Here is a 16750-nt window from a genome sequence, read left to right on the forward strand (position 1 = left end):
TTTTGTCTGAAGTCACGCGTTGATTCTGATTCCTCGAGAACTATCAACGCTTGACTGTTTTGTATGTTTCAGTTCTTTTGCAGCGCTACATGAAGGGGTGGAGCGATTTAAGCAGCTTGCCGTATTGCACCGACAGCACAATCGATCCATGCCGCCCCCGCTCTTGCCAGTTCCCGCGTTCTCCCTTCGCTTATGCCGTAGTGCTTGCCAACCCGGACCATGGGCCATTTGGCGCCGTAGTAAAGCCAAATAATATCGCCCATCTGTTGATCACGATGTGAGAGCCGCGCCACTGCGCTGTCAATTGCTCCGGCCCACTCGTCTGTGATGCAATAATTCTTGCTCGACGACACCTGCGGCATCGCCTGGCGCATTAGCGCAAATGTCGGTGAGGTGTAATGGGGTATCCCTGCCCCGTCCATTCGCCACCATCCCCACTGTTCCAGCAGGTACTCGGTATCCCCCAATGGTCGGCCTGCCGGCTTACGAATCATCATGTTTTCAATCCCCTGTGTAATTTGATCCGCCGGCACCGCGACGGTTGTTCTGTTGGTAGTACTCGGCTGGGCCAGATATCGACGAGCCCTGCTGGAGCACTTCAATTTCACGCTGAGCCTGCTGCAATTTGAAGCTCAACTGGGTCACTAACTCGTCCGAAGAAAGCACCTGCCCGCTTCCCAAAACAACCCAACCTGAGCCGTTGCAAGCAGTACAAATCTGCTCGTAAAACACCCCCTCCACTACCGCTTTGCCCTTGCAGCCCGGGCAAGGCTCAAGCTCGATCCGTTGCCTCTTAAAGCCAAGGCCCTGCCCTTTCTGCATGTTTTGAATCCTCGCCTATGGTTGATTCTTGAGTGGCCTTGCAGCCCTTATTTTCTGTGGCTTCCAGCGCATTACCGGAATCTCCGAATCTAACGCCGGTCAACATATGAATCTCCTCAAATCCCTTCTGATCTAGATGCGCGTGCCACTGCTCCAGGGCATCACGCTTGCGCCCCATCACGTCCGACTGGATGTACACCTTCACGTTGTGGCCCATCGCATGGTTGATCAGCAGCTCACCGATCAGGTGGTCAATGCCGAGGTCGGCCCAGCCGGTACGTGCCAACTTGCGCAAGTCGTGACTGGTCCACTCGCCCTGCCCCAGCCGCACGAATACGGCACTCGCCTGCCCTTCACTGAGTGCCTTGCCATTACGAGACGGGAACAGGAACTGGCCCTCATAGCCTTTGGCCCGCTGATTCTCGCGATAGCTGATGAGCACCTTGCGCACCTGCTCAGTCAACGGCAGGCGATGCTCGACGCCAGTCTTGGTGTGCTCGGCAGGAATGAACCACTCACGCTCGGCCAGGCTGATGTGTGACCAGCGCGCCTGCCGGGTTTCGCCGATCCGCGTGCCGTGGCAGAGCATCAGCAGCGCCAACAGACCATCCCCCGGGTTGTTCGCCATCGCACCGAGCAAGCGCGTCATCAGGTCTTGCAGCTGGGTGCCGCGCAACCGAGACGGCTTGATGCCGACCTTGGCCTTGGAAAAGTCATTGAACTTGATGCCCGTCATCGGGTTTGACGAAATCAGGCCTAGCTTGCACGCCTGCCGGAAGGACAGGGCCAGCAACTGGAACACCGACCGCACGTAGTCGATGGAAATGCTTTCTTGCAGCGGCCACATCAGGTCGCTGTCGAGAGCGGCCTTGTCGATGCCGGTCAGCGGCAGATCGCCGAGACGCGGCATCAGGTGACATTTGATCATCGAGGCGCCGGTCTTCTTGCGCTTCTCGGACAAGCTGCGATCACGCGCCATGCGCTCGGCGTACCAAGTCAGCAACTCACCGGTCGTGACCCACTTCGAAACGGTCGAACCTTCTTCGGCAGCAACTCGCAGACGGACAGTCGGCAGCGCCGCAACCACCTGCTTGGTGCTCAGATCCGGGAATCCACCAATACGGTGCCAGGAGCGCTTGCTGAGCAAGTACCAAGAGCCACGAGAACGATTCTTTGCGAAGCGAAAATGCAACGCCGGATGACTCGCATCACGCAGATCGCGGACGTGCAATTTTTTGGCGTTTCGCTCGATCTCGGCGTCCGACAGCTTCACCGTCAGGGTTTTCACCACGGCCGTTCGATCGCCCATTAGCCCCCCTTCAGCAGAGATTGCAGGAGCTTGAATTTGTCGAGTGCTTCAGCGTTGACCTCGCGCTCTGCCTCAACGTACAACGCCACTTCCTCGATACGCGCGGCGAGCTTTTTCATGCGATGACCGACCTCCTCGGCAAAGCTGATGACCTCACCAGACAGCACCGCCAACGTATCTAGGGCGCTGGCATCGGCTTTCTTAATGGTCAAAACGGCTGACTGGGTTTCTTTTGGCATGCTCTGCTCTCTCGGGGATTTGATGGTGACGGCGATACGCTGAAAGTGACCGTTAACGGGCTCGCGAATGAGACCTGCCTCCTTCAACTCACCCAAGCCGCGCCGGACAGCCGGGAACTGAGCCCCCGTGGCTTCGGAAACCATCAACGAATTGAAAATGTCGTGGGCACTCCAACGCTCCTGGATTGGCACGACCTGGAACACCTTACGGGCAAGTGAAGATTGCCCGGCGAGCATGTTTTGTTGCTTGGCTGCATTCATCAGAAACCACCTGTGGGATGGATTGGATTAGGGAGGGAGTTCAAGCGGCTACCTGGAAGCGAGGCTTGTTGCTGCTCGCGTTTTCCCGGGCCACTGGCAAAACGAGCCAGCAACTGGGCACGGGCGACCTTGCCGTCAAGCGGGATCGACTGTTGCGACATGGTCCTCAACAACCGCGCCTCGCCGTACTCTTCCGCAAGTTGCGTTTCGAGCTTTTGCGAGTCATGGCCGATGCCAATGGCGATGTCTTCGAGCGGCTGTCCGCTGACCAACAACCGGATGGTGATGTCATAGGCACGATCAAAGACCTTGCTGGCCTTCTCGGACACCAGGCTGTTCAGGTTATGCATCTCGCATTGAAGGGCGGCATGACGTACCGCCGGGTGCGACCACTCGCGGGAAAATGCTCGGCTCGGGTCCAAATTGACCAGCGCTTCACGAAAGGCCTTATCGTGCGAAGGAATGCCCAGCAATTCAGGAGTTGGCTGACACCACTTCACAAACTTACCGACGCTCGGCGCGAAATCGCCGCCGTGCTGTCGGCAGTTCTGCAAGCCGTACCGAATCTGCTCGAGAGTATTGATCTCGGCGGAGACGAAAGCCTTGACCCAACTGCGTTTTGCAGCGCGTAGGGCTTCATCATCGGGCCAAGCTTGCTTCCACGCGGGGAAGATCGCCTGCAATTCCTTGAACAGCGCGTTAACGACATCAGCGGTACCAGGCGGCAATTGTTTCCGCTGCTTCAGCGTCACGGGCGGCAGGTTGCTTATCTTGCTCAGCAGTCGGTTGGCGCTCTGAGGTACGCTTTTGGCTTGGGTCATCACAAGTCACCCAGATCATCAGACCAGGTCGTGTCATCGAAATCTGGGCCGTTGACCTGCTTCACGGGAAATTGCCGAATGTTGGAACTGGCCGTTTTGGCAACATCGCGCTTGATCCACTTCACGAGCAGGCTGACCCAGGCTGCTTGCGTCTCGAAACGACCACTGGCGGTGTAATGACAAACGAAAGCAGCCGTGGCCTCCGCGGTGAACGTAGTTAACGGTAGGGCCATCCGCAGCGCGTAAGACTGCAAGAGCTGTTGATCAGGCACCCACTCAAGCGACATCTCGACTGCCGCCGAACGATCGCTCGCGCCCAGAGTGTTGTGTTGATCTTTATTCTTCTCTACATCTTCTTTAGGTAACGCATTGCTAACGCTTGGAACGTTACCTTTGGCGTTAGCTGCTTTGTAGTTGGCTACTCTTTTGGCAGTGAGAAGCCTGTTTTTGGCGGTTTTCCCGTTATGACGCTCGAAATGCGGGAGGCTGATTACGCCATCCACTTCTTGCATCCATGCCACGGATTTCATGTGCTCGCAAAAACCGATAACGCCCACCAGCCGATCAAGTAACTTTTTGCTAACGCTCGGAGCGTTACCGCTCTCCGTCTGCTGGTCGAACCATCCCCATACACGCATCAACTTGCCCACTACCGCGTCCGGATCGATGTCGGCTAGGTCAGCAATCTGGCAGACCTCTGGCTTATCTAGGGTAGTGAGTTCGAATTTGATCCAATCGCCGGCCATTACATTGTCTCCTGCAGAAGCTCAGCAAGGCGAACAAGGCCTTTCGGGGTGACCATTGGGTCGAATGCAGCTCGCTGGATGCTGGCTTCCGGATCAGGCTTCAGGGCTGTTACTTTGTAGGGGGTGTCATTTGAGGACGCCACACCCTTAGTAGCCAGCGCTCGGACTGTCTTCCAGACATTGTCATGCGAACTAACTATCAGCTCGGCAATATCGTGTGACGACATGGTGAGGCATGAGATGTTTTGCGATTGACCGAAACGTGTCACGACATCGAGGGTATTGCTTGGGGCAATGTGGCTGTGCATAATCATCGCTCTCTAGTTTTGCGAATCAGCCGACCTTCTCCGTCGGCTTTTTTGTGTCTATAACTCAGGCGATCGACTTCAACGCTGGGCGAGACTTTTCGATCATCTCCTCGGCTTTCCGACCAAGCTCCCCTGCCCTTGCTTCAACTTGTCGACATTCCTTGGCGAACGCTGGTAGGTGAGGCATGTCCTTTTCGCTCATCACCTGGTCGTCGAAAACCTCGCTTCCCGTGTCGATCACATCCCCCAAGGCGCGGATCAACGCACTGAAACTTTTGTTCCCGCATTGTTCGGTCGCCATCTGGCGAGCACCAATCAAACCGTGGCGGCTGGCCAGTTCATTCACGCAGTGATCACGGAACTCAGGCTCGAGTGCATTGACCCAGGACTCTTCCAGCCAAGAAGGAATTTCTTGCTCGCTCGATAGCCAGCGTTGAACACGCTTGAGCCAGCGACCTGTTGCCCTCACGAACCCAAGAACATCGTTCAACCGCGCCAGCTCATCGAAATCAGGAACCTTCGCTAATTCAATCTTCGCGGCAGGGACGATTACGTAAATTTCCCGGCTCAGCGCCTGGGCGAAATCATCCTGACTCAGGTTGGTGCGCGCGATCTGATTTGCCGCATGCGCGACTAGCACCTGATCCCGGGTTTGAATGCTGTGTCTTGGACTGGACGTTTCCATATGAACTGCTCTCTTCTAATCTGGCTTCAATGGAGCGCTAGATAATGTGATGGTTAACCTGTGAAGCGCTGGAGTTGGCCGGGAAAGGGCTTCACCTCTTCCGCCTCGAAGCGACCGTCATCAAACACGGTCACATAAACCTCCCGCCCTGCCTTCAAGGCTTTGCTGATGCCGCCCTGGCTCATACGAAGCGCTGACGCCGCTTTTAGCTGACCAACTTTGGTCACAAAATCTTTGAGTGGTATGCGCTGCATACAGGACCTCTTTCACTGTGCATGCACAAAAGTATTACCTGCGGTCTTTATTAAGTCAATATCGGCGGTCTTGGATTGATATTACCTGACGTAATACAGTGCGTTTATGAATAAACCTATGAAAAAACGCCCCTTGAGCGACGTAGAGCAGCAGGAATGCGCCGCGCTGAACGCGCTCTATAAAGCGAAGAAAAAAGAACTCGGGCTTAGCCAAGAAAAAATTGCTATGGAAGGTCTCAAAGCCAATAGCCAGAGCGCTGCGAGCCATTATTTGACAGGGCGAAACGCCTTGAATATCGAGGCCGCTTCTGTTTTTGCGCGCTATTTGAAAGTCCCCGTTTCAGCCTTTAGCGAGCGCCTTGCAAAAGAAATCGACAAGCTTTCAAGCTCTGAGCCTTCAAATGTCGCTTCAAGTCGACAACCTAATGAGTCATTCCGCTACCCGGTCATCAGCTGGGTTGCTGCTGGCGCCTGGGCGGAAGCAGTCGAACCCTTCCCTCCTGGGTTTTCAGATCGATACGAGTTATCGGACTACAACTCTAAAGGGCCGGCCTTCTGGCTTGAGGTTAAGGGCGACTCGATGACATCTCCGGTCGGGACAAGCATTACTGAAGGAACGCTGATCCTCGTTGATACCGAAGCTGACGTTCAGTCTGGAAAACTTGTTGTGGCCAAATTGGCTGACAGCGACCAAGCCACCTTCAAGAAGCTTGTAGATGACGGTGGTCGACGTTACTTAAGGCCCTTGAACCCTGCCTACCCTACTGAGATGTGTGCAGAGAACTGCCGAATCGTTGGAGTCGTGGTAAGGGCGCTGCAAAAGCTATAGGACATTGGTCCCCCATCTTGCCTGCCTTTAGAAGCCCGCCATGCGCGGGCTTTTTCGTCTTTGGTCCTCACAAGTTCTTTCACTTTCGTAAGTTTGCGGCGTGTATTCCTCTTTTTTTTATAAAGATTTTTGCAGCTTGCCGAAATGGACTATCCCAAACCGTCAAATGTTTGACATTTTGTGGTGCCGCTTCCAAATGAAAAAACTAAGGATCACCGTATGCATCGCCCACCTCCTGCAAACTCATCTGAGACTTCATGTGCGATTCTGCGCCGACGAATCCAACGCCTGATCGCTGCGCCGCATGCGCAGAAGATCCAATCTGTCGTAGTCACCAAGTCAGAAAACGAATCTGCCGAAGCATGGCTCCAAGTTCTGGAGGAAATTGAAGAAACCGATGGGATCCGCATGGATCGGCTTGAGAATGGTGCCATCAGGATCGGGTGGCGAGAGTACTGCGAAGCGTGAAGAGGGCCCGCGATTGAGCGGGTTTTTTATTATCTACCGTATTTTTTATTACCTGCGGTCTTGACTGAATTTATTATCGCTAGTAATTTGATTCTCAAGCCATCGGCTCAGCAGCGAAAGCTGCGCCACTCTTTAACAATTAGCGCAACAAACAACAGACCGCATTGCCTCTACCGGTGACCGGCGAACAGAAAGGTCCAAAGCCTGCCAACGACAGGAACAACCTGGACGACTGATCGATGGTGAAACGCCAGAACCGTGTGAATGACCCGGCAAGCAATGCGCCCCGCCTCTCCGGCGGCAGTAGGACTGACAGCATCACTGCTGCACCTTGGTGACAGGGTGCAGTGGGATGTCACCCCACCCAGAGGAATCACCATGTTCGGAATGAAGAAACTGTTCGGAAAACAAGTCGGCAACGCCCAGGCCGAAATGAAGAAGGTCGTTAACCGCGACTTGATGCAGGCCATTGTTGGTGGCGGCCTTTTGGTCGCTGCGGCTGATGGTGAGATTGAAGCCAGCGAGGTTTCCAAACTGGATGAGCTGATTCGCTCCAACCCGAATTTGACGCACTTCGGCAGCGAGATCACCGAAACCATCAATCGTTTTACAGGCCAGTTGAACGCCAACTTTCAAGTAGGTCGATTGGCGATCAAGCGGGAACTGGCCGACATCAAAAACTTTCCGGCCGACGCAGAGGAAGCCTTCGTCAACATTCTTGCGGTTGCCCAGGCTGATGGTCAGATCGAGCCAGCAGAGTTGGTGGTGCTGAAGGAAATAGGCATGCACTTCGGTCTGCGCCTGGCTGACTACGGTATCGAGGCGTGAGGTACGCGAAAAAGGTTCTGCTGATCCTGCTGGCACTGATCGTCGGCTGCATGTTGCTGAGCAACGTAACCTCTCGGGCCACTTGCTCCTACTACGGCTTCCAGACGGACCGAGAGACCCGCTACGCCGCCTTTGTTGGCTGCATGGTTCTGGTTGATGGTTCGTGGTTCCCTCGTAATGAAATCCGCGTAATGCAGTGATGTTTCACTGATGCCGCTTCTTGCAAGGCGGCATTGGGAAACCCACTCACGCAAGGAAATGGACAATGCTGATTTTGACTCGCAAAGAAGGCGAAAGCATCAACATAGGCAACAACATCACGATCACAGTGCTGGGTGTTAGCGGCAAACAGGTACGTATCGGAACTAGCGCACCCAAGGATGTCCAGGTGCATCGAGAGGAAATCACGCAGCGCATTCAGGCGGGTTTGTCGAAGCCCGCGATGGCCCCCCCTGCGATCACTTAAGCAGGCCCTCGTGACACAAACAATGGCCCGGTACCGATCGGGCTTTTTTACGCCTGCCTTTTATCAATCAGCCCCCTTCCCTGCCCAATGGCCACCAGCAGGTGGTCGGAGTGCTGATGAATACACCTAACCTACCCCGAGGGATCAACCATGCATCCATCATTTCAAGAGCGCGCCGATGAAGTCGGTGAACTGCTGCAACGAACAAAGGCCGCCCGCTCCGGATTCTACAGTCGTATTGATCGACGAGCCCCTGCTAAACCAGTGCGCTACCAAGTCGCCGGTGGCAGCTTCGGCATGTATCAGATTAAAGACCTCACCACCGGCAAGACTCGCGCCTTCCGTAACGACTACAAGGCCGCTCACGACCTTGCCATGCAGTTTGAAGCCAAGGCCAATCGCCAGATTACGGTGGCGCTATGAAAAAGCGAAAGCCCAACAACATGCGTACCCGGATAGAGCGAGCGAGCCGGGCACTGCTCAATGCCAATCATGTCGCGGTGGTCCACATCGACCCCAGCGGACGCCAAGGGATGATCAACAGGAAGAGCTGCACGAGCATCCCGCCAGGACAACGCATGGCCGAAGCAGTCTGCGACGTTGCCCATCGCTGGACGATCTATGTCAGCGTCCAGTGTCGAGATCAACGCGGGCACCGCTACACCAAATCGGTCGAGGTCGCCCCTCAAGGCAATTATCTGGCTAAACACCTCGAAGACGTGATCGAGGACACCTACAAAACCCTCGTCGCCGAGAGCAATCCGAATCATCGGGTCGCTTCGGGGTGGATCGCCATTCCCGCCGAGATCTCGCTGACTGAAGAGCATGCCGCCCTGTTATTCGACGCCGTGGGCGTCTGGAATCAGCAGAGGGCAGCATGAGACGAATCAGCAACCAGGTGCGCGAGCGCCGACGACAGACATGGCTGGATCTACCGGCCCAAGGAATTGAAGAGGCAGACCATGGCCAAGAGCGGACAAGAACGATCGGCGAAGACTGCTCGAAAGCGGGTCGAGTTCGACGAGAAGGAGCTGCGGCACCGGTGTCGCCTCGGCACGCGCAACATTCTTGAAGAGTTGATGACCTGGAACGAGGATACCGAACAGGCCTCTGTTATCGAGAGAGTCCTGCGGTACGTGCATTCGCTTGGCCCGGCTGGTGCGCGGGAAGCGCTCAAAACGCGACACGTAATCGTGATTAGCGAAAACGTGGCGCGAGAATTCCACAATCAGAGCATCTCAGAAATCCGAAAAGATCCCGGTGACGAGATTATCGCTCCTTCGGTGGCGACGGCACATTAGTAGGGTTATCGCCAGCCCCGGTCGGTTGATAGCCGCCATTAGGTGTCGACTGATGTGGTGTATCGAGCACTGGCTGGTAACCACGCTCAACCCGCTCGCTCGACGTAGGTTGGTATCCATTATTGGACAGTTCTTTGTCGGACATATTTCCACCTCAAGTGTAATGAGAAAATTCCATATACGATATTTCAGACGCCATTACAAGAACTCCTGCACTTTTTTTGACAGGTCGATCCAAGACACCAGATTCCGATATTATCCAGGCCTCCTCTAAATAAATTTGCTCTTCCGCGGGAAAACTGGACGCAAAAGAATTCCCTGCGAATCTACCACCAACTTTATTACCGTTCTTCAAGTACACGATTATCCAAAAAGGTTTGGCCTGCTTAAAAACAAAGTCCCACGGCTTCGGAGTAGGATGTGGCGCAGACCCTTTGAACTTCTCGTGCGTACGGAGCCATTTCCAACCCAAGACGAGAAGGAAGGGTGACACGAACAAAACAAAAACGTAAAACAGATAATACAATGCAGGATAAACATGACGAAGATCTGCATTTTCGACATAAATTATGAGCCAAAAAAGCAAAGCATAATTTATGCAGCTATACGCAATTGCATCTATCAGCTGATCAGAAGCATTCCGAATAGTACCCGGGAAAATAAGTTGATAAAACTTAATACTCAAAAAGCCAGGAATTACAAAAGCAATAAAAAGAAAAATTTTATCGGTTTGCCAAATGTCCAAGCGTTCCCCTCCATAAATAGTGCGTTCATCAGACATTAACAGCCAATCTGTCAAACAACAATCAAATTGCCCCCCACGCAGCGCAACCGGTCACGGAGGGCGGTGCCTAGCCGTTTGGCGACGAGGCATTCCTATGTCCACACAACAGAAGCCCCCTCAGTTCATCCACGGCCAGCCAAGTGTGGGCCTGTCCTTCCAGAAAGAGCTGGTGATTGACCTGTTGCCGGTGGTGGTGGCGCCTGCCCAGGGGCTGGCAGCGCGATGTTCGCGTTCGGCGATGAATGTGCGATCGCCCTTCAGCAACTGGCGGATCTCGGCGTACTGGTTCCGCGCATCGCCACCTGACTCAGCTTCACCTACTTCTCTTATAATTTTTAGTGTGAATTACTTAAACTTTTTCATGTTAAATTACCAAGGCCTGGAATCAGACCTTCCAAATTTCGCCATCCACACAAGAAACTCAGTGCCAATAGGCTTAATTCTTATTCCGTCAGCCGTTCGCTCTATTAGAAGCTTATCTATTAAATAATTCAAAAATACCTCAGAGGACCACGAATCAACATGAGGCTTGAATCTGTCCTGATATTGAGCCCACAATATCGCTATATCACCAGAAGAAATACCAACCTCACCAAATTGATTCAAGTGCCGCAAAAGCAGTATTTGACCACCAAAAATATTAGAATAAACATTTTCGAACCACCACATGGTTTTCCAATAGGCAAGATTAGAGTATAAAAAGCCTGACTTTTCTGATTCAGCGATGCTAGCCAACTCAAAGTCAACAGTACCTCTTGTCATTTCCATGACAGCTGGAAATTCAGTATTCGCAATCCCCTGTGCGTTTACTGGTGCATCACTCTCCAAATCTGTTTGATTCTGCGTTGCTCTTGGCGGATTTGTTAATAGTCCATCTTTACCTAGTGACTTTATGCGAAGGATCAAATCTGAAATTTCTTTCCTGAAGGTAAATATGCTCACCCCAAAAATTGCTAGAGCCGCGTGTGGCCACTGAAGACCTATCCAAAACGCAAAAACAAATCTAACAAGCCAGTCCCAAACAGAAATAACAGCAAACCAAATCACGCCCAAAGTGGTATCTGCATTACAGAAGTTTTCCATATCGTCTCCATTCCAGCTTCAATCCTGACGGCTAACCATTAGCCCACTTCAACGAATCACGCCAGCCGGCGGCAACTCAAAGCCAGCCCGTGCGGATGATCACGTTGATCAAGCGAATCACGGCGGTAATAAGGTTCAGCCATTCGGTCAGTCGTTTCATGGGTAGCGCTCCGGCTTGATTGATAGCCAAATCATGAAGATGCCCACCGTTCCGTACTGAAGCACTACATCGCACGCTCGCTCAGGGCCAAGCCATCCCATACAGGTGATTACCGCGTAAAAGCGGATTACAGCAGTAATCAAATTTATCCACTCGGCAAGTCGTTTCATGCGGTAGCGCTCCGGTTCGATTGATACCGGAATCATCGGGACGCATAGCACCTGCCCCATGGTCATGCGATCCACACCTGCGATAGCCAACCTCCCTTCAACTCCACCGCCCGGGCATGCCCCGGCATAGGACGCCCCATGCCCACAGAAAACAAACTCGCCTCTTTATGCGCATGACCACTACCAACGCTGACGGCAGCCAGACGCTGGTAGCAATCATCTGAACCTCCCCACCTTCTGCCGCCACGCGCGGCATGGAGCAGCTCATGAACATCCAGTTTCTTTCCCACGAGGAGGTTTGCGAGCTCACTGGCGCGCGGACCAAGGCAGGCCAGATCCTCAACCTGAAGAAGAACGGCGTCAGACACACCATCAAGGTGAATGGCTGGCCAAGTGTTACGGCGTTGGCTGTGACGGCGGTCGGTATGTTTGAGCCAGAGAACCCCGTATGGAAACCACGCAAGGCTAGCTAACATGGGACGACGACCAAGCAAACCCGGATCTATCGCCCGGTTTAGAGAGCGCAAGAAAGCCAGTGGCCGGGTTTTCTATTATTACGACACCGGCGGCAAGGACCGCAAAGAGATCCCGCTCGGCAGCGATTACGGTCTGGCGATCATGGAGTACGCGAAACTTGAGCGTGATCGTACAGCCACCGCCTTAGTGGCCAAGGTAATCACCTTCCGTTACGTGGCCGAGAAGTATCTAGTCGACGTGGTGCCATCGAAGAAACCAGCAACGCAAAAGGACAACGTTAGGGAGTTAAAAAACTTGATGTCATTCTTCGACGATCCTCCGGCTCCGCTCGAAAATATTCAACCACTGCACGTCCGCCAGTACCTGACCTGGCGCAAGGCTGCGCCTGTGCGTGCTAACAGGGAGAAGGCTCTGCTCAGTTCAATCTGGAACTTTGCCCGGGATACCGGCTACACAGCACTCGCCAACCCCTGCTCAGGTATCAAGGGTAACAAGGAAACGGGGCGGGACATCTATATCGAGGATGCACTGTTCAAGCGTGTGTACGAGAAAGCAGATGTGGGCCTTCAAGATGCGATGGACCTTGCTTATTTGACTGGCCAACGGGTGACCGACACTCGATTGATGGATGAGCGAGATGTCCGCGAAGGGCAGATATGGGTGCTGCAGGGCAAGACAAACGCCAAGCGGCGGATTGAAATCACTGGTGAGCTGAAGGTTTTGATTGATCGGATCATGTCCCGAAAGTCAGAACATAAAGTCCGCTCGACGCGGCTGATCGTTACAGAGGATGGCACACCAATGTCGGTGGCGATGTTACGGGGAAGATTTGACTTGGCCAGGGAAGCAGCCGGGGTAGCAAAGTCCGAGTTCCAGATGCGCGACCTGCGCGCTAAAGCCGGCACGGACAAGGCCGAATCAAGCGGTGATATTCTGCAGGCCAGAGATCAACTTGGGCATACGACCGTTGTAATGACCGAGCAGTACATCCGCAACAGGAAAGGGAAAAAAGTCTCACCAACCAAGTGAATTGCGGACCAATCCAATAATTGCGGACCAGAAACGAACAAGGGCTTGCCCAGCTTTCGCTCGCAAACCCTTGATTTATATGGTGCCCGAAGCCGGAATCGAACCGGCACGCCCTTACGAGCGGGGGATTTTAAGTCCCATGCGTCTACCAGTTTCGCCATTCGGGCGGTAGCGCGGTGAAGCGTCCAGGTTTTGCCAAATAACGATCTGGCAGTTATGACGCCTGTGCAGCAGAGGTGGAAATATATACATCCCGCCCCGGTGAAGCAAGTTCGCAAATACCCTTTTCAAGACTAAATCTTGCAGGCTACTGCAAATAAAAAAGCTCCGTAAATCATAGATCTACGGAGCTTGTTTATTAGTGGAGGCCGAGGTCGGAATCGAACCGGCGTAGGCGGATTTGCAATCCGCTGCATAACCATTTTGCTACTCGGCCTCAAAACATTTGATATCTAGTAGCGCGACATCAAATGCGTACAAACTTGGAGCGGGAAACGAGACTCGAACTCGCGACCCCGACCTTGGCAAGGTCGTGCTCTACCAACTGAGCTATTCCCGCGTCTTGGTGTGGCGCATTCTATAGAATCCAGAAGCCCCGTCAACCCTTTGATTCAAAAAAGTTTTATTTCTTTTCAACGTCGGTCTTCAGATGTGGCCAGGCAGCCCGCAAGTACTGGACCATCGACCACAAAGTCAGGCCGGCCGACACCATCAGCAAGGTGTAGCCCAGCAAGACCCAGAAACTGAAATCCTTGGGGTTGGCCAGCAGGATCACCAGCGCGAGCATTTGCGCGGCGGTTTTCCATTTGCCAAGGTTCGATACGGCGACGTGGGCACGTGCGCCCAGTTCGGCCATCCATTCGCGCAGGGCCGAGACGACAATCTCGCGACCGATGATCACGGCAGCCGGCAGCGTGAGCCACAGGTTTCCGTGTTCCTGCACCAACAGTACCAGCGCAACCGCGACCATCAGCTTGTCGGCAACCGGATCGAGAAAAGCCCCGAACGGTGTGCTTTGCTCCAGGCGGCGGGCCAGGTACCCGTCCAGCCAGTCGGTGGCGGCAGCAAAGGCGAAGACCGAGGCGGAAGCCAGGAAGCTCCAGTGGTAAGGCAGGTAGAACAGCAAAATAAAGATCGGAATGAGCAGAACGCGTAGAACGGTAATCAGATTAGGGATATTCATCGGCACAACTGGCTACGAGGTGAGGGGGCATTCTACTCGCTGTGCAGATTTGCATAAATCAACTCTGCGAGCTTTTTACTGATCCCGGGGGCTTTGGCAATTTCTTCGATGCTTGCACGAGACAGCTCCTGCAATCCACCAAAATGTTTCAACAAATCCCGCCGACGTGTTGGACCGACGCCAGCGACGCCTTCCAGTGTAGACGTCCGGCGGGTTTTTCCACGCCGGGCGCGGTGCCCGGTAATGGCAAATCGGTGGGCTTCGTCGCGAATCTGCTGGATCAGATGCAGCGCGGGAGAATCGCCACGCAAGGTGAATTCATGCGCGGCGTCGTTCAGGTACAGGGTTTCGAAACCGGCCTTGCGCGTCGCGCCTTTTGCCACGCCGAGCAGGATCAGATCAGGTACGGCCAGTTCATCGAGCACGTCGCGGGCCATGGACAACTGGCCTTTACCGCCATCCACCAGCAGGATATCCGGCAGCTTGCCCTCCCCGTCCTTCAGTTTGCTGAAGCGTCGGGTCAACGCCTGGTGCATCGCCGCGTAATCATCGCCGGCCGTAACGCCCTCGATGTTGTACCGGCGGTAGTCGGACTTGATCGGGCCTTCGGGGCCGAAGACCACGCAGGACGCCACTGTCGCCTCGCCACTGGAGTGACTGATGTCGTAGCACTCCAGGCGTTGTGGAGGCTCATCCAGCTTCAGCACCTCGGCCAGCGCATCAAAGCGCGCCGTAATGTGCTGACGATTCGCCAGGCGCGCACTCAGCGCCTGCTCGGCATTGGTCACCGCCAATTGCTGCCAGCGTGCTCGCGTGCCACGCACGCGATGGCTGATGGTCAGTTCACGACCGCGCAGCTCGTCGATGGCCGCGATCAGTGTTGGAAAGTCATCGTGGACCACATTGACGATCAGCTCGCTGGGCAAGTCGCGTTCAGGGCTGCTGATGAAGTATTGGCCGAGAAACGCGGCCATGACTTCAGAAACGTCTTCTTCAATACCGACTTGAGGGAAGAAGTTCTTGCTGCCCAACACCCGCCCGCCCCGCACGCTGATCAAGTGCACACAGGCACCGCCTGGGTTGACGAACGCGGCGATCACATCGACGTCCCCGGTCCCGCCTTCCATGCTCTGTTGGTCCTGGACCCGGCGCAGCAAAGCAATCTGGTCCCGCAGCTCGGCCGCTCGCTCGAACTCCAGATTGATCGCGGCCTCCTCCATCCCGGCAGACAACTCGTCAGTCAGCGCATTGCTGCGCCCCTCAAGAAACATCACCGAGTGGCGCACATCTTCGGCGTACACCTGGGGTTCCACCAGCCCGACGCAGGGCGCCTTGCAGCGTTTGATCTGGTATTGCAGGCAAGGACGGGTGCGGTTCTTGTAATAGCTGTCTTCACATTGCCGAACGAAAAACGTCTTTTGCAGCAGGCTCAGGCTTTCGCGGATCGCGCCGGCGCTGGGGTAAGGACCGAAATACTTGCCCTTGGCCTTTTTCGCACCGCGATGAATGCTCAGGCGCGGAAACTCTCCGTCAGAGAGATAGACATAGGGGTAGGATTTGTCGTCGCGCAGCAGGATGTTATAGGGCGGGCGCCATTCCTTGATCAGCGTCTGCTCGAGCAGCAAGGCTTCGGTTTCGTTGGCGGTGATCGTCGTTTCAACCTGGGCGATACGCGCGACCAGTGCGGCGGTCTTGGGGGCAAGACCGGTCTTGCGAAAATAACTCGACAGGCGATTCTTGAGGTTTTTCGCCTTGCCGACGTAAAGCAACCGCGCTTCGCTGTCGAACATGCGGTACACGCCTGGGCGGCCGCTGACGGTCGACAGAAAGGCGCTCGGATCAAAGGTTTCGGTCATTTTCAGAGGCTGGCGTCGACCATGCCATGACGCACCGCCAACAGCGTCAACTCGACATCACTGCTGATCGAAAGCTTTTCGAAGATGCGGTAACGGTAGGTGTTCACGGTTTTCGGGGACAGGCACAATTTGTCGGAAATGATCTGTACTTTCTGGCAGCCGACGATCATCAGCGCGATCTGGATTTCCCGCTCGGACAGGGCATCGAAAGGCGAGTCGTTGGTGGGCTGGAAGGACTTGATCGCCAGTTGCTGGGCAATTTGCGGGCTGATGTAGCGTTGCCCGGCGAACACCAGGCGAATGGCCTGGACCATTTCCGGCAAACCTGCCCCCTTGGTCAGGTATCCTGCCGCACCGGCTTGCAACAGCCGCGTAGGAAACGGGTCCTCTTCACACACGGTCACCGCGACGACCTTGATATCCGGATGACTGCGCAATAATTTGCGAGTGGCCTCAAGACCGCCGATACCCGGCATCTTGACGTCCATCAACACCACATCGGGTTTCAGCTCACGCGCCTTGAGCAGGGATTCTTCACCCGACTCGGCCTGGCCGACTACTTGCAGGCCATCGATGTCAGCCAGCATTCGTGTAATGCCTGTACGAACGAGATCATGGTCATCGACTACTAGCACCCTAATCAAGCAGACACCTCGCGATATGGTCTTATT

At 54.5% G+C, this 16750-nt stretch carries 25 protein-coding genes and 3 tRNA genes; 10 read left to right on the plus strand and 18 right to left on the minus strand.

The window, feature by feature from the left end; genetic code table 11:
• Window positions 1-107: 107 nt before the first annotated feature.
• The 9 genes from KW838_RS01175 to KW838_RS01215 all read right to left on the minus strand — a co-directional run bounded on the left by KW838_RS01175 (window position 108) and on the right by KW838_RS01215 (window position 5445).
• Window positions 108-497, minus strand: coding sequence for an antiterminator Q family protein (locus KW838_RS01175; protein ID WP_218500074.1), 390 nt, complete (start codon window positions 495-497; stop codon window positions 108-110).
• 4 nt (window positions 498-501) lie between these two features.
• Window positions 502-822 (minus strand): hypothetical protein, encoded by a 321-nt coding sequence (locus KW838_RS01180; protein ID WP_218500075.1) that lies wholly within the window; start codon window positions 820-822, stop codon window positions 502-504.
• The gene (locus tag KW838_RS01185) at window positions 794-2131 is read right to left on the minus strand and encodes a site-specific integrase (protein ID WP_218500076.1); all 1338 of its coding nucleotides are present in this window, start codon (window positions 2129-2131) and stop codon (window positions 794-796) included. Before KW838_RS01185 ends, KW838_RS01180 begins: the two co-directional genes overlap by 29 nt.
• Window positions 2131-2631: a hypothetical protein gene (locus KW838_RS01190; protein ID WP_218500077.1), complete on the minus strand. Its 501-nt coding sequence runs from the start codon at window positions 2629-2631 to the stop codon at window positions 2131-2133. Before KW838_RS01190 ends, KW838_RS01185 begins: the two co-directional genes overlap by 1 nt.
• Entirely contained in the window at window positions 2631-3452 is an 822-nt protein-coding gene (locus tag KW838_RS01195; RefSeq protein ID WP_218500078.1) for a replication protein P, read from the minus strand. Before KW838_RS01195 ends, KW838_RS01190 begins: the two co-directional genes overlap by 1 nt.
• Window positions 3452-4198, minus strand: a complete 747-nt coding sequence (locus tag KW838_RS01200; RefSeq protein WP_218500079.1) for a DnaT-like ssDNA-binding domain-containing protein — start codon at window positions 4196-4198, stop codon at window positions 3452-3454. The genes KW838_RS01195 and KW838_RS01200 overlap by 1 nt, the downstream gene beginning before the upstream one ends.
• Window positions 4198-4506 carry a hypothetical protein gene (locus tag KW838_RS29355; RefSeq protein ID WP_256358689.1) on the minus strand — a complete coding sequence of 103 codons (309 nt, stop codon included), beginning with the start codon at window positions 4504-4506 and terminating at the stop codon, window positions 4198-4200. Before KW838_RS29355 ends, KW838_RS01200 begins: the two co-directional genes overlap by 1 nt.
• A 64-nt stretch (window positions 4507-4570) precedes the next feature.
• Entirely contained in the window at window positions 4571-5191 is a 621-nt protein-coding gene (locus KW838_RS01210) for a hypothetical protein (RefSeq protein ID WP_218500080.1), read from the minus strand.
• Window positions 5192-5244: 53 nt separating this feature from the next.
• On the minus strand, window positions 5245-5445 hold the full coding sequence (locus tag KW838_RS01215; protein WP_218500081.1) for a Cro/Cl family transcriptional regulator: 201 nt from the start codon (window positions 5443-5445) through the stop codon (window positions 5245-5247).
• Window positions 5446-5551: 106 nt separating this feature from the next.
• Here KW838_RS01215 and KW838_RS01220 point away from each other — a divergent pair, with 106 nt between their 5' ends.
• The 8 genes from KW838_RS01220 to KW838_RS01255 all read left to right on the plus strand — a co-directional run bounded on the left by KW838_RS01220 (window position 5552) and on the right by KW838_RS01255 (window position 9337).
• Window positions 5552-6274 (plus strand): S24 family peptidase, encoded by a 723-nt coding sequence (locus KW838_RS01220; RefSeq protein WP_218500082.1) that lies wholly within the window; start codon window positions 5552-5554, stop codon window positions 6272-6274.
• 219 nt (window positions 6275-6493) lie between these two features.
• Window positions 6494-6742, plus strand: a complete 249-nt coding sequence (locus KW838_RS01225; protein ID WP_218500083.1) for a DUF1654 domain-containing protein — start codon at window positions 6494-6496, stop codon at window positions 6740-6742.
• Between the two features lie 264 nt (window positions 6743-7006).
• Complete coding sequence (locus KW838_RS01230) at window positions 7007-7570, plus strand: tellurite resistance TerB family protein (protein WP_256358690.1); 564 nt, start codon at window positions 7007-7009, stop codon at window positions 7568-7570.
• The gene (locus KW838_RS01235) at window positions 7567-7770 is read left to right on the plus strand and encodes a hypothetical protein (RefSeq protein WP_218500084.1); all 204 of its coding nucleotides are present in this window, start codon (window positions 7567-7569) and stop codon (window positions 7768-7770) included. Before KW838_RS01230 ends, KW838_RS01235 begins: the two co-directional genes overlap by 4 nt.
• 65 nt (window positions 7771-7835) lie before the next feature.
• Complete coding sequence (gene csrA / locus KW838_RS01240) at window positions 7836-8036, plus strand: carbon storage regulator CsrA (RefSeq protein WP_218500085.1); 201 nt, start codon at window positions 7836-7838, stop codon at window positions 8034-8036.
• Window positions 8037-8186: 150 nt separating this feature from the next.
• Window positions 8187-8459 (plus strand): hypothetical protein, encoded by a 273-nt coding sequence (locus KW838_RS01245; RefSeq protein WP_218500086.1) that lies wholly within the window; start codon window positions 8187-8189, stop codon window positions 8457-8459.
• On the plus strand, window positions 8456-8917 hold the full coding sequence (locus tag KW838_RS01250; protein ID WP_218500087.1) for a hypothetical protein: 462 nt from the start codon (window positions 8456-8458) through the stop codon (window positions 8915-8917). The genes KW838_RS01245 and KW838_RS01250 overlap by 4 nt, the downstream gene beginning before the upstream one ends.
• An 81-nt stretch (window positions 8918-8998) precedes the next feature.
• Entirely contained in the window at window positions 8999-9337 is a 339-nt protein-coding gene (locus KW838_RS01255) for a hypothetical protein (RefSeq protein WP_218500088.1), read from the plus strand.
• A gap of 154 nt (window positions 9338-9491) precedes the next feature.
• On the opposite strand, the gene KW838_RS01260 is transcribed toward KW838_RS01255, so the two are convergent.
• The 3 genes from KW838_RS01260 to KW838_RS01270 all read right to left on the minus strand — a co-directional run bounded on the left by KW838_RS01260 (window position 9492) and on the right by KW838_RS01270 (window position 11600).
• On the minus strand, window positions 9492-10118 hold the full coding sequence (locus KW838_RS01260; RefSeq protein ID WP_218500089.1) for a DUF6338 family protein: 627 nt from the start codon (window positions 10116-10118) through the stop codon (window positions 9492-9494).
• Between the two features lie 372 nt (window positions 10119-10490).
• Complete coding sequence (locus KW838_RS01265) at window positions 10491-11204, minus strand: hypothetical protein (protein WP_218500090.1); 714 nt, start codon at window positions 11202-11204, stop codon at window positions 10491-10493.
• Window positions 11205-11360: 156 nt separating this feature from the next.
• Entirely contained in the window at window positions 11361-11600 is a 240-nt protein-coding gene (locus KW838_RS01270) for a hypothetical protein (RefSeq protein WP_218500091.1), read from the minus strand.
• A gap of 200 nt (window positions 11601-11800) precedes the next feature.
• Here KW838_RS01270 and KW838_RS01275 point away from each other — a divergent pair, with 200 nt between their 5' ends.
• Window positions 11801-12007 carry a DUF4224 domain-containing protein gene (locus KW838_RS01275; RefSeq protein ID WP_218500092.1) on the plus strand — a complete coding sequence of 69 codons (207 nt, stop codon included), beginning with the start codon at window positions 11801-11803 and terminating at the stop codon, window positions 12005-12007.
• A 1-nt stretch (window position 12008) separates the two neighbouring features.
• A complete protein-coding gene (locus KW838_RS01280) occupies window positions 12009-13040 on the plus strand; it encodes a tyrosine-type recombinase/integrase (RefSeq protein ID WP_218500093.1) in 1032 nt (343 codons plus the stop codon).
• Window positions 13041-13120: 80 nt separating this feature from the next.
• Here KW838_RS01280 and KW838_RS01285 read toward each other — a convergent pair.
• From KW838_RS01285 to uvrY, 6 genes are all read right to left on the minus strand, one after another.
• Window positions 13121-13207 (minus strand) — tRNA-Leu (locus KW838_RS01285).
• A 195-nt stretch (window positions 13208-13402) separates the two neighbouring features.
• A tRNA-Cys gene (locus tag KW838_RS01290) sits at window positions 13403-13476 on the minus strand.
• A gap of 47 nt (window positions 13477-13523) precedes the next feature.
• Window positions 13524-13599 (minus strand) — tRNA-Gly (locus KW838_RS01295).
• Between the two features lie 63 nt (window positions 13600-13662).
• Window positions 13663-14223, minus strand: a complete 561-nt coding sequence (gene pgsA, locus KW838_RS01300; RefSeq protein ID WP_102702169.1) for a CDP-diacylglycerol--glycerol-3-phosphate 3-phosphatidyltransferase — start codon at window positions 14221-14223, stop codon at window positions 13663-13665.
• A gap of 32 nt (window positions 14224-14255) precedes the next feature.
• A complete protein-coding gene (gene uvrC / locus KW838_RS01305; RefSeq protein WP_104447319.1) occupies window positions 14256-16079 on the minus strand; it encodes an excinuclease ABC subunit UvrC in 1824 nt (607 codons plus the stop codon).
• A gap of 2 nt (window positions 16080-16081) precedes the next feature.
• The gene (gene uvrY / locus KW838_RS01310) at window positions 16082-16723 is read right to left on the minus strand and encodes a UvrY/SirA/GacA family response regulator transcription factor (RefSeq protein ID WP_008015884.1); all 642 of its coding nucleotides are present in this window, start codon (window positions 16721-16723) and stop codon (window positions 16082-16084) included.
• Window positions 16724-16750 lie beyond the last annotated feature (27 nt).

This window comes from Pseudomonas sp. PDM27 (assembly GCF_019219205.1).
Taxonomy (GTDB): Bacteria; Pseudomonadota; Gammaproteobacteria; order Pseudomonadales; family Pseudomonadaceae; genus Aquipseudomonas; species Aquipseudomonas laurylsulfatiphila.

What these genes read in the sequence shown, in the direction of transcription:
- KW838_RS01175 (WP_218500074.1), bottom strand. Translation starts at nt 497, where the DNA reads ATGATGATTCGTAAGCCGGCAGGCCGACCATTGGGGGATACCGAGTAC.
- KW838_RS01180 (WP_218500075.1), bottom strand. Translation starts at nt 822, where the DNA reads ATGCAGAAAGGGCAGGGCCTTGGCTTTAAGAGGCAACGGATCGAGCTT.
- KW838_RS01185 (WP_218500076.1), bottom strand. Translation starts at nt 2,131, where the DNA reads ATGGGCGATCGAACGGCCGTGGTGAAAACCCTGACGGTGAAGCTGTCG.
- KW838_RS01190 (WP_218500077.1), bottom strand. Translation starts at nt 2,631, where the DNA reads ATGAATGCAGCCAAGCAACAAAACATGCTCGCCGGGCAATCTTCACTT.
- KW838_RS01195 (WP_218500078.1), bottom strand. Translation starts at nt 3,452, where the DNA reads ATGACCCAAGCCAAAAGCGTACCTCAGAGCGCCAACCGACTGCTGAGC.
- KW838_RS01200 (WP_218500079.1), bottom strand. Translation starts at nt 4,198, where the DNA reads ATGGCCGGCGATTGGATCAAATTCGAACTCACTACCCTAGATAAGCCA.
- KW838_RS29355 (WP_256358689.1), bottom strand. Translation starts at nt 4,506, where the DNA reads ATGCACAGCCACATTGCCCCAAGCAATACCCTCGATGTCGTGACACGT.
- KW838_RS01210 (WP_218500080.1), bottom strand. Translation starts at nt 5,191, where the DNA reads ATGGAAACGTCCAGTCCAAGACACAGCATTCAAACCCGGGATCAGGTG.
- KW838_RS01215 (WP_218500081.1), bottom strand. Translation starts at nt 5,445, where the DNA reads ATGCAGCGCATACCACTCAAAGATTTTGTGACCAAAGTTGGTCAGCTA.
- KW838_RS01220 (WP_218500082.1), top strand. Translation starts at nt 5,552, where the DNA reads ATGAATAAACCTATGAAAAAACGCCCCTTGAGCGACGTAGAGCAGCAG.
- KW838_RS01225 (WP_218500083.1), top strand. Translation starts at nt 6,494, where the DNA reads ATGCATCGCCCACCTCCTGCAAACTCATCTGAGACTTCATGTGCGATT.
- KW838_RS01230 (WP_256358690.1), top strand. Translation starts at nt 7,007, where the DNA reads ATGACCCGGCAAGCAATGCGCCCCGCCTCTCCGGCGGCAGTAGGACTG.
- csrA (WP_218500085.1), top strand. Translation starts at nt 7,836, where the DNA reads ATGCTGATTTTGACTCGCAAAGAAGGCGAAAGCATCAACATAGGCAAC.
- KW838_RS01245 (WP_218500086.1), top strand. Translation starts at nt 8,187, where the DNA reads ATGCATCCATCATTTCAAGAGCGCGCCGATGAAGTCGGTGAACTGCTG.
- KW838_RS01250 (WP_218500087.1), top strand. Translation starts at nt 8,456, where the DNA reads ATGAAAAAGCGAAAGCCCAACAACATGCGTACCCGGATAGAGCGAGCG.
- KW838_RS01255 (WP_218500088.1), top strand. Translation starts at nt 8,999, where the DNA reads ATGGCCAAGAGCGGACAAGAACGATCGGCGAAGACTGCTCGAAAGCGG.
- KW838_RS01260 (WP_218500089.1), bottom strand. Translation starts at nt 10,118, where the DNA reads ATGTCTGATGAACGCACTATTTATGGAGGGGAACGCTTGGACATTTGG.
- KW838_RS01265 (WP_218500090.1), bottom strand. Translation starts at nt 11,204, where the DNA reads ATGGAAAACTTCTGTAATGCAGATACCACTTTGGGCGTGATTTGGTTT.
- KW838_RS01270 (WP_218500091.1), bottom strand. Translation starts at nt 11,600, where the DNA reads ATGACCATGGGGCAGGTGCTATGCGTCCCGATGATTCCGGTATCAATC.
- KW838_RS01275 (WP_218500092.1), top strand. Translation starts at nt 11,801, where the DNA reads ATGAACATCCAGTTTCTTTCCCACGAGGAGGTTTGCGAGCTCACTGGC.
- KW838_RS01280 (WP_218500093.1), top strand. Translation starts at nt 12,009, where the DNA reads ATGGGACGACGACCAAGCAAACCCGGATCTATCGCCCGGTTTAGAGAG.
- pgsA (WP_102702169.1), bottom strand. Translation starts at nt 14,223, where the DNA reads ATGAATATCCCTAATCTGATTACCGTTCTACGCGTTCTGCTCATTCCG.
- uvrC (WP_104447319.1), bottom strand. Translation starts at nt 16,079, where the DNA reads ATGACCGAAACCTTTGATCCGAGCGCCTTTCTGTCGACCGTCAGCGGC.